Here is a 13,145-nt window from a genome sequence, read left to right as displayed (position 1 = left end):
AGGTTATATTATGACGAACAAAGTACCGTTTTCGTTCATAGTAGTTATTGGATTAATGTTATTCGCACTATTTTTTGGAGCAGGAAATTTAATATTCCCGGCAATGCTTGGTCAATCGGCAGGTGAGAATGTATGGATTGCAAACGCTGGATTTTTAGTAACAGGTGTAGGTTTACCGTTACTTGGAGTATTAGCATTTGGTATTTCAGGTAAAGAAGATTTACAATCGTTAGCAGGTCGCGTGCATCCAGTATTCGGAATTGTATTTACGACAGTTTTATATTTAGCAATTGGTCCGTTATTCGCTATTCCGAGAACAGGAAGCGTTTCTTATGAAATTGGTATTAGACCTTTCGTACCAGAAGGTTTCAGTTCTACAGCACTTATTCTTTTTACAATTGTATTCTTTAGCATTACTTGTTTTTTTTCGCTAAATCCCGCGAAAATTGTCGATATTGTAGGGAAAATCTTAACTCCAATTAAATTAACGTTCATTGGAATTTTAGTAGTAGTTGCTTTTATTCATCCAATGGGAGAAATGCAAGCACCTGCAGAGGCGTATACATCACATGCGTTCTTTAAAGGGTTCCAAGAAGGTTACTTAACAATGGATACGTTAGCATCATTCGTATTTGGTATCATCATCATAAATGCAATTAAAGAAAAGGGCGCAAAAACAAAAAAAGATATTATGATTGTTTGTGCAAAAGCAACGTTGATTGCTGCATCTATTTTAGCAATGATCTATTCAGCACTTTCATTTATGGGAGCTTCAAGTGTTGCAAAACTTGGTCATTTAGATAACGGTGGTGCAGTATTAGCAAAAGTTTCAAACTATTATTTCGGGTCATACGGCGGAATTATATTAGGTATTATGGTTATAGCAGCATGTTTAACTACTAGTGTTGGACTAGTCTCAGCGTGTTCTTCATTTTTCCATAAGTTATTCCCGAACGTTTCGTATAAAAAGATTGCAATTGTATTATCAGTGTTCAGTGCAGTTGTTGCGAATGTAGGTTTAACACAATTAATCGCAATTTCTGTTCCAGTATTGATCGCAATTTATCCATTAGCAATCGTATTAATTTTCCTAACACTCCTTCATCCATTGTTTAAAGGACGAGCAGAAGTGTATCAAGGCAGCTTATTAGTAACATTTATTGTAAGTATGTTTGATGGATTAAATGCAGCTGGTATGAAATTAGCGGTAGTGAACGATATTCTTACTAAGTTACTTCCAATGCATGAAGTTGGATTAGGTTGGATTTTACCGGCACTTATTGGCGGACTAATCGGATACGGCATTAGCATTGTGAAAGTAAAAAATGAAGTTCAACCAACAGCTAGTGCGAATAAGAAAATAAGTTAAATAAAAAAGTTATAGAACTTGTTTCTATAACTTTTTTTGTTACTATTGATAGGGATAGAAAAAATAAAGTAGTAGGGGAAATAAAATGAAAAAAACAATTGATCATATCGGCATCGCAGTTCGAGATATAGATAGTACGATACGTTTTTATGAAAAGGTGTTGTTAGGAACTTTAATAGATCGCTACGTAAGTGAAGCTCCTGGTGTTGAAAGTGAAGTAGCCATTCTTGAAGTGGATGGAGATAGAATTGAATTACTCGCACCAACGAATAATACGACTTCACCAATTGCCAGATTTATAAAGCAAAAAGGTAAAGGTGTTCATCACGTTGCATATCGTGTCGATGATTTAGATGTAGCTTTAGAAGAATTAAAAGAACAAGGTATTCGAACGTTAGAGCATACACTTCGGATTAATAAGCACGGTAGAAGGTTAATTTATCTTAACCCAGCGGATACAGAGGGAACAATCATTGAGTATTGTGATTATCCGGAAGAGAAGTAGAGAAATTTTATGATGGAAGAAGGGCATTACGTAATAACGTAATGCCTTTTTTATTTATGCATTTCACACTTTCTTCACAAATGATTCACGATAACTTTTCTTCTTCAGGAACTTACATAAATATATTTTATGATATAATAACAATCGACTTTAAAAATGTAAGTTGTATCACTGAAGGTAGTTACTATTGTATTGGAAGCTAAGAGGTGAGAGAGAAATAAAGAGTTACACTGTATAGAAATTTATATTTAATCAGGTTAATATTTCTCCAGAGAATTGAACTTGGGAAGTTAAAGGAATGGAAGTATAGCGATGAGTAAGAAAGAAGTGAAATGATTGTGAAAGTAATGCAAAGGTTAGGGGCATGGCTATTAATTGCATGTGTGCTTATTATATCGATACCAAAAAGTGCATCTGCTCATGCGTACATTGTGAAATCAAACCCTGCTGAAAATGAAACGTTAAAGAAAGCACCAGCTGTTGTGAAAATTGAATTCGATGAGGATATACAAGTTTCGCATTTTAATACATTGTTTGTAAGAGATACATCAGGTACAAGAGTAGATTTAAAAGATGCTCATATCGATAAGAAAAATAAAAAATTATTAGAAGCAGGGTTAAAAGAAAATTTGAAAAACGGACTCTACTCTATTCAGTGGAAAGTGATTTCAGCTGACGGGCATCCCATTCAAGGAGTGATTCCGTTCCGAATTGGATCAGCAGAAGCGGGAGCGGACGATGTACAAGTAGAAGAGATGGGATATGTCCCGCAAATAGATATGATTATGGAACGTGGCGTTCTATATACAAGTTTCTCACTATTTATCGGAGTGCTATTCTTTAATCTTATTATGTACAAAGGGAATGCAATCTCGGTTCGATCAAGAAGCAAAAAAATAATGTGGATCTCATTAATTGGTATATTCAGTAGTTTACTATTCAATCTACCATTGCAAGCGAAAATAAATGCGGATGTTTCATGGCTAGAAGCATTCGATCCTTTACTATTAAAAGAAACATTACAGCTCTCTGTTTTTAGTTACGTATGGCTCACTCAAATGACTCTTATTAGTTTGCTTATAATCGTTACGTATTTTGCGATGAAGTGTGAGAAGCTATCGTCGTTTAAAGTTTGGAGCATTCCGATAGTATTGTTTATCGGGATACTTGTTATGAAAGCCTTTAATAGTCACGCATATGGTTTAAAGTTTAAAGACATTGCTGTCGTTATGGACTTTCTACATTTATTCGCAGCTTCATTATGGATTGGTGGTCTATCATCTATTGTTCTTCTCTTACGTAAAGAGGATGATAAGTGGAGTATGTATTGGGATATGATTAAGCGCTTTTCACCGTGGGCGACAGGTGCTGTTATCGTGATTTTAATAACAGGTCTTTTTAACAGTACATTCTTTATTCCAACAATCCACTCGTTATTTGATACGAAGTATGGATTAGCTTTATTAGCAAAGATACTTTTATTCATTTGCATGGGGATATTGGGAATTGTTCATTATGTGAAAGGGAAAATGAGAGCGCAGCAAGGATTAGGCGCTACGGTGAAAGTAGAGTTTATCATTGGGATTATTATTTTCATAATCGTAGCTTTTATGACAAACGTACAAACACCGCCGATGCCACCTACTGGACCTTTTACAGAGAGTAAGCAATTAGATAATGGATATGAACTTACGTTACATGTAAGTCCTAATAAAGTAGGACAAAATACATTCCATATTACTTTAAAGGATGAGAATGGACAACCTGTTACTGATATGGAGCAAATCATTTTAACAACGCAATCATTGGATATGAACATGGGAAAAGGTTCATTTAAAGTTTCGGCCGTGTCACCAGGAGAATATGAAGCGGAAGGTATGTATATTAACATGACAGGAAACTGGAATATACAAGTGCACGGATTAACAGAATCTCTTGATAGTTTTGATATGGATTATAAATTTATAGTAGGCGGCAGATAAAGAGAAGGTATAAATAAAAAGGAGTTAATAGAAAATGAAACGTATAAAAAAAATTGGCACAACAATGATCGCAACAATTATTGCAATGGGCATTTTTTCGTTACCGGTTAGTGCGCACGTCACTGTGAAGCCAGCGACTTCGGACGTTAATTCTTGGGAGACTTACACGATAAAAGTACCGGTTGAAAAGAATGTAGCAACGACAAAAGTTACACTGAAAATACCATCTGGAGTGGAGTTTCAACAGTATGAACCCGTGCTAGGATGGAAAGTGGAAGAGCAGAAAGATAATGCTGGAAAAGTTAAAACTGTAGTGTGGGAAGCAACGGGAGAAGGGATTTTACCCGGCCAGTTCCAGCGATTTACTTTCGTCGCTAAAAATCCGGATAAAGAACAAAAAATAGCTTGGGATGCATACCAACAATATAAAGACGGAGAAATTGTTGAATGGACAGGCGATGAAAAAGCTGAAAAACCACATTCACTTACTACAATTGCAAAAGGTACGTCATTAACAGGAGAACATGGTGAAGTGTCTAGTGCAGAAAAGAATGAAGGTACAAGTAATATGCAAATGCTAGCGATTGTTTTATCTATTTTGGCGATTATATCGTCAGTAGGTGCGTGTGCTTTTGTAGTACGTCGTAAAAAATAAGTAAGATTGAAAGGTCTCATCGTAAATAATGAGACCTTTTTTTATTAGGTCTACGGATTAGTAAGAATGAGGATAGTGGCACTATTATAGTCACTATATAATGAAAATTATTAATGTATGGAAATTAATTGACAATTATAAAGTCTTCCAGCAAAATATCATGTTCGAGCCAGTTTTCAATTAAAGTATTAAATAGTATAGGATTTGCCAAAGAGATTCCATGACCAATTTCAGGAATGATAATACCTGTACAATTCGTATTACTTTCAAGGATTTCATGCATCGAGTCTTTCATAATTCTTTTTTCTTTGTCTCCAACAGTTACTAATATATTACTACTAGCATCCTTGAAACCTTTTGGTATTGTAAACGAGATGTTTTCTTCTAATATCCTTACAAATGTATTTTTACTTATTTGACAACTGTCATGATAATAGTTATCAAATTGTGTTTCATCTATGTACATTGATTTTGCTTGTATTTTGGAGAATGCCTTACACTTTACTAGGAAGTAGGTTAAGCCGAGGGAGCTACTTAATATTTTAGCGAAAGGAATGGATTTAACTAATGCGCTATTGATCATAGCATATTGAATTAAGTGTGGCTTCATGCTGAGCATGGCAATTAATACTTGAGCGCCTAATGAAAAACCAATTACTATAACTGTTTTACCTTGTCCTTTTTCTTCAATAAGCTCTATGATTTTTTCAGCACTAAAGTTTATTGAGAAATGATCTTTACTTCTGTTTTTTCCTTGCTCAGGTAAATCAGGAACAAGGCAGTGAAAGTTAGTAAAATGTTTAATTTGTTTGTCCCACATCCAACCACTGACTCCACCCCCATGAATAAAAACCATAAGTGGAGAGCTTGAATCTCCAAACTCTTTATATTGTAAAACCATATAATTCCTCCTTATGATTAGAATTGTTAGTCTATTCGCATATATTAGAAAAATATTCTTACTACTTAAATATAATCATACAATAAAAAAGAGCCTACAAACAGTAGGCTCTTTCTCATATTTATTTCACTTCAACCTGCTGCCTTACAGCAATTGTTTTCGGCTTTATGTTGACGAAACAAATACTCACCACAATAAATAATAGTCCGATGAATAAGCTAATAGTAATGGCCTCATGTAAGAAAATTGAACTTACAATAATAGCGATTAGTGGAATAAGAAATGTATAAGCCCCAACTTTACTTGCTTCACCAGCTCCAACAAGAGTAAAGTATGCAAGCCATCCCATTGCAATAACAAAGAATGAAATAAAGAGAAGTACGCTAACAAACGGTATACTCCAAGCGATACTAGACCAGCTTTCAAACTCTGATCCAAATCCAATTAAGCAAAAACCGCCAATAATAAGCTGTAGTGTTACCATCCAAATAGCATTCACACGGTGACCAGTTTTCTTAATAAATACTGTACCTAGTGCCCAGCCAATCGCACATCCTAACGCGAGGAGGATTCCGACAATAGAAATATGTCCAGTTAAACTACTAGAGCTAATAACACCTACGCCAATAAATCCAAGAACAAGCCCGAAAATTTTTAAGCCATGCATAGATTCTTCAAGCCAAATCCATGAGAAAATGCCGAGTAAAACAGGTTGTAGAAATACAATGGCGGAAAATAAACCAGCAGGCATATATTGAAGGCCAACAGTTTGTAATCCGTAAAATATAATGATGTTAAGTAAAGAAGAAATAACGTATAAATGCCAAGTTTCTTTTAAGTGTAACTCTTTGTATTTCGGTAATGCGAAAAGGAGTAAAATGAATCCTCCAATTAAAGTTCGAACGCCTGCAAATAAAACGGGTGGTGTATAATGCAGGGCAAACTTAGATAAAGGCCAATTGATTCCCCACATGAAAACGAGAAAGGTAAGGATTATGGCCGTTTTAGTTCGAGAAAGCTGTGTCACGGTAAGACCTCCTTGTTGTTATTCATTTCACTATGATATGATATCGACTGTAATAAATAAAATGAATCTTTTTTATAAGGAGTATAAGTGATTAGTTATGACCATTACACAACTGCAAGTATTAATAAAAACTGTTGAGCTAGGTAGTTTTACGAAGGCTGCTCGGGTGTTAAATATGACGCAGCCAGCTGTAAGTCACGCCATTTCAAGTATTGAGTCAGAGTTAGGAGTTACGATTCTTATACGTGATAAACGAAAAGGATTAATCGTTACGGATGTAGGAAACAGAATTCTTGTACATATTAGAGAGATTTTGAACGGCGTAGAGAAGATTGAGCAAGAAGTTGCGATGGAGAAAGGGCACGAAGTTGGGACGATTCGAATTGGGAGTTTTCCGAGTGCTTCTGCACATTTCTTACCCAAAATGATAAATCTCTTTAAGGAGAAGTATCCGAACTTAGAAGTCGTTCTTTGTGAAGGAACAATTAAAGAAGTTGAAGATTGGTTAGTATCAAGGGTTGTTGATATAGGAATTGTTATTTTGCCTAATAAAGAGATGGAGATTGTCCCGTTAACGAAGGGAAAAATGGTTGCTATCTTAAGAGAGGATCATCCTCTTTGTAAGAAGGACTCTATTACAATTAGTGATTTAGAGAATGAACCGATCATATTATGTAAGGGTGGATACGAACCACCCATTATTGATATGTTTAAACAAGCTAACGTACCACTTCGGGCTGAATATGTAATATCGACCGTTACTACAGCTTTAAATATGATTCAGGAAGGGCTAGGTATTGCAATATTAGCTGAATTATCTTTAACGAATTTACCACAGAATGTGCAAACGAGAGAATTGGAACCGCAAGTATGGAGAGAAATCGCTTTAGCTGTTCCTTCATTAAAGGATTCTTCAATCGCTGTGCAGCTATTTATTGAAGAATTTCAAGCACTATTTGCAGAATGAAAAGAGGTGTCCCATATATCTTAATGGGATACTTTTTAATTTGCTTATAAAAAATTTATGAAAAGGATTGACTTATCTTTTCGTTGTAACTATAATGATTACATCGAGGTGGTGATCATTATGAAAATTAGTAGCCGCTTTTCTATAGCTGTTCATATTTTATCTATTTTGAAAAACAATCCATCTTCACTTTGTACTTCAGACTATATGGCTGAAAGTGTAAATACGAATCCAGTAGTCATTCGTAAAATGATGTCGTACTTGAAGCAAGCTGGAGTTGTATATGTAAATCGCGGCCCAGGTGGTGCGGGATTATTAAAGGATTTACATGAAATCACATTGTTGGATGTGTATCATGCAGTAAATGTAGTCGAAGAAGACAAGCTATTTCATATTCACGAGCAACCAAATCCAGATTGTCCAATTGGAGCGAATATTCAAGCTGTATTAGAAGTTATATTAATACAAGCGCAATCTGCGATGGAAGAAGTTTTAAGAAATATTACAATGGGGCAGTTGTTTGAAGCTTTGCAAGAAAAAATGAATGCTTAAATCATATTTATATTTTTTTGTCATTAATGTAACTATTTTGATTACAACTATAAAGGTAAGGTGTAAAAATTATGACTGTAAAAATGAAAGTATACTCAGATTTTATATGTCCATTTTGTTTTTTAGCAAAAGGTCCATTAGATGAGGTAGCGAAAGAGAATGATGTAGAGATTGAATGGATGCCATTTGAATTACGTCCAAGTCCATATTCAAAAATAGATCCATGGAATGAGCCAGAAAAATTAGGTTCATGGGATGCTTTCATTCTTCCAACCGCGAAGAAGTTAGGAATCGATATGCGTTTGCCACGTGTTTCTCCGCATCCATATACACATTTAGCTTTTGAAGGATGTCAATTTGCGAAAGAACGTGGACTTGGAAATGAGTATCATCACCGCGTATTCACAGCATTTTTCCAAGAGGAGCAAAACATTGAAGATATTGATGTTTTAACAAAATTAGCGGTAGAAGTAGGTCTTCCTGAAGCCGAATTTAAAGATGCTTTAGTAAATCGAAAATATAAAGAAAAGCATCAAGAAGCAATTCAGCACGCATATGATGAGGCAAATATTATGGCTGTTCCAACTGTCATGATTGGAGATGAAGTCATTCAAGGACTTGCTAGTAAAGAAACGCTACAAAGAGTAATTGATAAAGAAATTGAAAAGGAAAAAACAAATTCATTTGAAGGTATGCAGTGTAATACAGATGGATATTGCTAATTCGCTTGTTATGAAATAACAAAATAAATTATAAAACAAATATTTGGAGGAATTAACATGTCAGCAACTACAACAAACTTAAAAGAAGCAATCGTGAACCGTCGTTCTATTCGTAAAGTAACAAAAAACGATGCAATTACGAAAGAAAGAATTGAAGAAGTTTTAAAAACAGCTTTACACGCACCAACATCTTTCAATATGCAAAGTGGCCGTATGGTTGTATTAATGGATGGAGAGCATGAAAAGTTTTGGGATATTGTTAAAGAAACACTAAGAGCCCGCGTACCAGCAGAAAACTTTGAAGCGACTGTAGAAAGATTAAAAGGTTTCCATACAGGTGCTGGGACTGTGTTATTCTTTGAAGATCAAGCAACAGTAGAAAAAATGCAAGAAAATGCACCATTATATAAAGATCAGTTCCCATTCTGGTCTCATCAAGGAAATGCAATGTTACAACATACTGTATGGATGTTATTAGCAGCTGAAGGAATTGGCGCATCCCTGCAACACTACAATCCAATTGTAGATGCTGAAGTTAAAGAAACTTGGAACATTCCAGCCGAGTGGAGTTTAGTAGGACAAATGCCATTTGGTGAGCCAAATGAGCAACCGGGAGAAAGAGCATTTTTACCTACTGAAGATGTAGTGAAATTTTATTAAGAAATTTAATATGTAAAGAGTGAAATAAAAGGAGAGTACATATGAGCCATATATGTACTCTCCTTTCGTATGTAATAGTAAACTTTTACTGCAAGAACAAATTCCTTTATATGAACCGAAGTCTTTCCTTACAATTAAAAATCTATTATGTTTTTGAAATGACAGTAAACATCCCCGTCATATTTGGTGAAAAATCTTTAAAATCAAATTTCTCATAGAACGATTCTTTACCTTCTGATGCAAACAAACCGACAAACGCCTTATCAGGGGCATTTTCATGTAAGTATGTAACTAAACGATGCATGATTTCTTTCCCGATACCATGTTTCTGATAATCCGGATGGACTACTATATCTTGAATATAGAAATAGATAGATCCATCACCAACAATTCTCCCCATGCCGATAATTTTTTCATTATCATTGACTGTGATGCAGTGAATAGAATGTTTCAGTGAAGTTTCCGCCACTTCAAAATTCATATAATTAGTCCATCCAACAGAATCACATAAATATTTATACTCTTCCAATGTTGGAATGTTATGTTTAAACTCATATGTTTTCAAAATGTACCCTCCAAGCCCTTAAATTCAACAAATATATACATTCGACATTTTTTTATCTTTTCCTCTTATGTAACTGAATTCCCTTTAGCTATCGAATTTCGTATAGTTTCCTTATTTGTATTAATTTATATGAGTTTAGGGGAAAAATATTAGAAATAATGCTATAGAAAGGGAAGTGGAAAGATGAATGATGAGAAACAATATACAGTAGTGGGTACTGATGTTGAGGAAGTAAAACGTTTAAATAAGAATTCAGGATTAACATATAATCAGGTGAAAGAATTATTAGCGAAGCAAATGCAAAAAAAGAAGTAATGAAATTGAAATTCTTCATTTTTTCATGTAGCATTTTAATTAGAGAGAGTTACAAGGATAACTCTCTTTTTCAATACAATTTAGCAACTTTTAGAGTGGAGGTAACAACATGAAAAGGTGGGTAAAGATAACGTTGTCGATCGCTGGAGGTATTGTCCTGCTGGCATGTGCCGGAGGGTATTACATGTATAAAAATTATTTTCCAAAGGAACCGGAGCGTATCGTATATGATAAAGATAGAGTGTTAAAACCGATACATAATCAATTGAAAGGCATTAACATAGAAAATATAAAGATAAAAGAAAAAGAAGTCGTAAATGCGACTGTAGATGAGCTTCAAAAAATGATTGATGATGGGAAATTATCATATGAAGAATTAACGAGTATTTACCTTTTTAGAATACAAGAACATGACCAAAATGGAATATCATTAAATGCTGTTACAGAGATTAATCCAAATGCAATGGAAGAAGCGCGAAAGTTAGATAAAGAAAGGTCTTTAAAGAAGAAGACGAATTTATACGGTATCCCGGTTATCGTAAAAGATAATGTACAAACGGAAAAGGTGATGCCGACAAGTGCAGGAACTTATGTGCTAAAAGATTGGATTGCAGATGAAGATGCGACGATTGTGAAGAAGTTGAAAGAAGAAGGTGCTTTTGTTTTAGGGAAAGCGAATATGTCTGAGTGGGCAAATTATTTATCCTTTACAATGCCTAGCGGATATAGCGGGAAAAAAGGACAAAATTTGAATCCATACGGTCCGATTACGTTTGATACATCAGGGTCAAGCTCTGGATCTGCGACAGTAGTTGCAGCAGATTTTGCCCCACTTGCAATTGGAACGGAAACGACTGGGTCAATTGTAGCACCAGCGACGCAGCAATCAGTAGTTGGATTACGTCCGTCACTAGGTTTGGTGAGTAGATCAGGCATTATTCCGTTAGCTGAAACACTTGATACAGCAGGACCGATGGCAAGAACGGTAAAGGATGCCGCAACGTTATTTAACATAATGGTAGGTTTTGATGAAAAAGATGCTATGACAGAAAAAATGAAAGATAAAGAAAGAATTGATTATACGAAGGACTTATCAATAGACGGATTGAAAGGGAAAAAAGTAGGAGTTCTTTTTTCAATAAATCGACAAGATGAAAATAGAAAAGAAGTAGCAGAAAAGATTAGAAAAGACCTTCAAGATGCAGGTGCGATCTTGACTGATAATATTCAGTTAAATGCAGAGGGGGTAGATAATCTGCAAACATTAGAATATGAGTTCAAACATAATGTTAACGATTATCTTTCACAGCAAAAAAATGTACCGGTAAAATCGTTAGAAGAAATTATAGCGTTTAATAAAAATGATAATACTAGACGAATAAAGTATGGACAAACATTAATTGAGGGATCTGAAAAATCTTCTATAACGAAAGATGAGTTTGAAAAAATAGTGCAAACGAGTCAAGAAAATGCAAAAAAAGAGCTAGATAGATATTTAGTAGAAAAAGGTTTGGATGCTTTAGTTATGATTAATAACGAAGAAGTTCTTCTATCAGCTGTAGCTGGTTATCCAGAATTAGCGGTGCCAGCAGGATATGATAACAATGGAGAGCCAGTAGGTGTAGTGTTTGTCGGGAAACAATTTGGTGAAAAGGAACTGCTCAATATTGGATATGCGTATGAGCAACAGTCTAAAAATAGAAAATCACCAAAACTGTAAAAGGATAAACGAAAAAAGAGCTCCAATGAAATATGTTGGTGGCTAATATGAAAAGAATCTAACAATATAAAAAGAAAAAAAGGATTCTTCTCAATTAGTAAGAAAGATTGTCTATAGAAGTTCATAAAATGTAATATATTCAATTTCCATCCATTGAAGGGGGAGGTTAAATCTTAATGAATGAAGTGAAAAATTTCTTTCGAAGTAGAGGGTTCCAACGGTTTCTCGTTTTAATAATAGTAGCGCTTGTATTATATGGCTTAAAAAGTATGATCAATTTAATATTAATTACGTTTATACTGACATTTTTAATGGATCGATTTCAACGTTTTATTTCAAATAAATTGAAAGTGAATCGAAAAATTGTTATCGCATGTTTGTATATAATATTAGTTACTTTTATCGGTACAACATTATATAAATATTTACCTGTGCTAACGATACAAATTTCCCAATTGATTTATCAGTTTAGGTTGTTTTTTCAAAATCCACCGGATAATGAGATCATTAAATATGCACTTTCAACAATTAATGGGATGGAAGTATCAAAATATATAGAACAAGGTGTAGATGTTATATATCAATCGATTGCAAATATAGGAAAAGTCAGTTTGCAAATACTACTCTCTCTTATTTTAAGTTTATTTTTCTTGTTAGAAAAAGAACGCATAATATCATTTACTTCGAAATTTAAAGATAGTAGTCTAAAGGTTTTTTATGAGGAGATTGCATATTTTGGCGAAAGGTTTGCAAGATCGTTCGGTAAAGTAATTGAAGCACAGTTTTTAATTGCAGTTGTGAATTGTATCCTTACTGTCATTGCGCTTGTGATTTTAGGCTTTCCGCAGCTGCTTGTATTGGCTGTCATGGTCTTTCTACTAGGTTTAATTCCTGTTGCCGGTGTAATTATTTCCTTGTTTCCACTTTGTATTATTGCTTATAACGTAGGCGGAGTAATGTACGTTGTATACATACTTGTGTTCATTACAGTAATCCACGCTCTTGAAAGTTATTTTTTAAACCCGAAATTCATGTCTGCGAAAACAAATTTACCAATCTTTTATACATTTATGATTCTCATCTTTTCAGAACATTTCCTTGGAATATGGGGACTTATTATCGGGATACCAATCTTTATCTTTTTATTAGATGTACTTGATGTAAACAATGAGGAATCGATTAAAAAGTAGAAAATAACTGATGTT

At 34.4% G+C, this 13,145-nt stretch carries 14 protein-coding genes; 11 read left to right on the top strand and 3 right to left on the bottom strand.

What is annotated here, in order from left to right:
• Positions 1-10: 10 nt before the first annotated feature.
• The 4 genes from brnQ to KVT31_RS06940 all read left to right on the top strand — a co-directional run bounded on the left by brnQ (position 11) and on the right by KVT31_RS06940 (position 4,511).
• Complete coding sequence (gene brnQ / locus KVT31_RS06955) at positions 11-1,369, top strand: branched-chain amino acid transport system II carrier protein (protein WP_088096029.1); 1,359 nt, start codon at positions 11-13, stop codon at positions 1,367-1,369.
• Between the two features lie 85 nt (positions 1,370-1,454).
• Entirely contained in the window at positions 1,455-1,874 is a 420-nt protein-coding gene (locus tag KVT31_RS06950; RefSeq protein ID WP_000750833.1) for a VOC family protein, read from the top strand.
• A 332-nt stretch (positions 1,875-2,206) separates the two neighbouring features.
• Positions 2,207-3,856 (top strand): copper resistance CopC/CopD family protein, encoded by a 1,650-nt coding sequence (locus tag KVT31_RS06945; protein WP_140392422.1) that lies wholly within the window; start codon positions 2,207-2,209, stop codon positions 3,854-3,856.
• 34 nt (positions 3,857-3,890) lie between these two features.
• A complete protein-coding gene (locus KVT31_RS06940; protein WP_088096030.1) occupies positions 3,891-4,511 on the top strand; it encodes a YcnI family copper-binding membrane protein in 621 nt (206 codons plus the stop codon).
• 124 nt (positions 4,512-4,635) lie between these two features.
• On the opposite strand, the gene KVT31_RS06935 is transcribed toward KVT31_RS06940, so the two are convergent.
• Together KVT31_RS06935 and KVT31_RS06930 are read right to left on the bottom strand one after the other, a co-directional pair.
• Positions 4,636-5,412, bottom strand: coding sequence for an alpha/beta fold hydrolase (locus KVT31_RS06935; protein ID WP_088096031.1), 777 nt, complete (start codon positions 5,410-5,412; stop codon positions 4,636-4,638).
• A 121-nt stretch (positions 5,413-5,533) separates the two neighbouring features.
• Entirely contained in the window at positions 5,534-6,439 is a 906-nt protein-coding gene (locus KVT31_RS06930; RefSeq protein WP_088096032.1) for a DMT family transporter, read from the bottom strand.
• 97 nt (positions 6,440-6,536) lie between these two features.
• Here KVT31_RS06930 and KVT31_RS06925 point away from each other — a divergent pair, with 97 nt between their 5' ends.
• The 4 genes from KVT31_RS06925 (at position 6,537) to KVT31_RS06910 (ending at position 9,340) form a co-directional block, all read left to right on the top strand.
• The gene (locus KVT31_RS06925; RefSeq protein WP_088096033.1) at positions 6,537-7,406 is read left to right on the top strand and encodes a LysR family transcriptional regulator; all 870 of its coding nucleotides are present in this window, start codon (positions 6,537-6,539) and stop codon (positions 7,404-7,406) included.
• A 120-nt stretch (positions 7,407-7,526) separates the two neighbouring features.
• Complete coding sequence (locus tag KVT31_RS06920) at positions 7,527-7,958, top strand: Rrf2 family transcriptional regulator (RefSeq protein ID WP_088096034.1); 432 nt, start codon at positions 7,527-7,529, stop codon at positions 7,956-7,958.
• Positions 7,959-8,029: 71 nt separating this feature from the next.
• Positions 8,030-8,680 carry a DsbA family oxidoreductase gene (locus KVT31_RS06915; RefSeq protein WP_000216687.1) on the top strand — a complete coding sequence of 217 codons (651 nt, stop codon included), beginning with the start codon at positions 8,030-8,032 and terminating at the stop codon, positions 8,678-8,680.
• A 57-nt stretch (positions 8,681-8,737) separates the two neighbouring features.
• Positions 8,738-9,340, top strand: coding sequence for a nitroreductase family protein (locus KVT31_RS06910; protein ID WP_088096035.1), 603 nt, complete (start codon positions 8,738-8,740; stop codon positions 9,338-9,340).
• Between the two features lie 145 nt (positions 9,341-9,485).
• Here the strand turns inward: KVT31_RS06910 and KVT31_RS06905 are convergent, their stop codons facing one another.
• On the bottom strand, positions 9,486-9,905 hold the full coding sequence (locus KVT31_RS06905; RefSeq protein ID WP_088096036.1) for a GNAT family N-acetyltransferase: 420 nt from the start codon (positions 9,903-9,905) through the stop codon (positions 9,486-9,488).
• Positions 9,906-10,088: 183 nt separating this feature from the next.
• Between KVT31_RS06905 and KVT31_RS30570 the strand changes: the two genes are divergently transcribed.
• The 3 genes from KVT31_RS30570 (at position 10,089) to KVT31_RS06895 (ending at position 13,130) form a co-directional block, all read left to right on the top strand.
• Complete coding sequence (locus KVT31_RS30570) at positions 10,089-10,220, top strand: hypothetical protein (protein ID WP_088096037.1); 132 nt, start codon at positions 10,089-10,091, stop codon at positions 10,218-10,220.
• Between the two features lie 109 nt (positions 10,221-10,329).
• Positions 10,330-11,940, top strand: a complete 1,611-nt coding sequence (locus tag KVT31_RS06900; RefSeq protein WP_088096038.1) for an amidase family protein — start codon at positions 10,330-10,332, stop codon at positions 11,938-11,940.
• Between the two features lie 176 nt (positions 11,941-12,116).
• On the top strand, positions 12,117-13,130 hold the full coding sequence (locus KVT31_RS06895; RefSeq protein ID WP_088096039.1) for an AI-2E family transporter: 1,014 nt from the start codon (positions 12,117-12,119) through the stop codon (positions 13,128-13,130).
• Positions 13,131-13,145 lie beyond the last annotated feature (15 nt).

The organism is Bacillus sp. GbtcB14, from assembly GCF_019091205.1.
In the GTDB taxonomy this organism is placed as follows: domain Bacteria; phylum Bacillota; class Bacilli; order Bacillales; family Bacillaceae_G; genus Bacillus_A; species Bacillus_A cereus_AG.
Note: the sequence above shows the minus strand (reverse complement) of the source record. Positions and strands in the feature narration are given on the sequence as shown.

Bases quoted from the DNA above. Each gene is read 5' to 3' on its own strand.
- brnQ (WP_088096029.1), top strand. From the start codon at position 11: ATGACGAACAAAGTACCGTTTTCGTTCATAGTAGTTATTGGATTAATG.
- KVT31_RS06950 (WP_000750833.1), top strand. From the start codon at position 1,455: ATGAAAAAAACAATTGATCATATCGGCATCGCAGTTCGAGATATAGAT.
- KVT31_RS06945 (WP_140392422.1), top strand. From the start codon at position 2,207: ATGATTGTGAAAGTAATGCAAAGGTTAGGGGCATGGCTATTAATTGCA.
- KVT31_RS06940 (WP_088096030.1), top strand. From the start codon at position 3,891: ATGAAACGTATAAAAAAAATTGGCACAACAATGATCGCAACAATTATT.
- KVT31_RS06935 (WP_088096031.1), bottom strand. From the start codon at position 5,412: ATGGTTTTACAATATAAAGAGTTTGGAGATTCAAGCTCTCCACTTATG.
- KVT31_RS06925 (WP_088096033.1), top strand. From the start codon at position 6,537: ATGACCATTACACAACTGCAAGTATTAATAAAAACTGTTGAGCTAGGT.
- KVT31_RS06920 (WP_088096034.1), top strand. From the start codon at position 7,527: ATGAAAATTAGTAGCCGCTTTTCTATAGCTGTTCATATTTTATCTATT.
- KVT31_RS06915 (WP_000216687.1), top strand. From the start codon at position 8,030: ATGACTGTAAAAATGAAAGTATACTCAGATTTTATATGTCCATTTTGT.
- KVT31_RS06910 (WP_088096035.1), top strand. From the start codon at position 8,738: ATGTCAGCAACTACAACAAACTTAAAAGAAGCAATCGTGAACCGTCGT.
- KVT31_RS30570 (WP_088096037.1), top strand. From the start codon at position 10,089: ATGAATGATGAGAAACAATATACAGTAGTGGGTACTGATGTTGAGGAA.
- KVT31_RS06900 (WP_088096038.1), top strand. From the start codon at position 10,330: ATGAAAAGGTGGGTAAAGATAACGTTGTCGATCGCTGGAGGTATTGTC.
- KVT31_RS06895 (WP_088096039.1), top strand. From the start codon at position 12,117: ATGAATGAAGTGAAAAATTTCTTTCGAAGTAGAGGGTTCCAACGGTTT.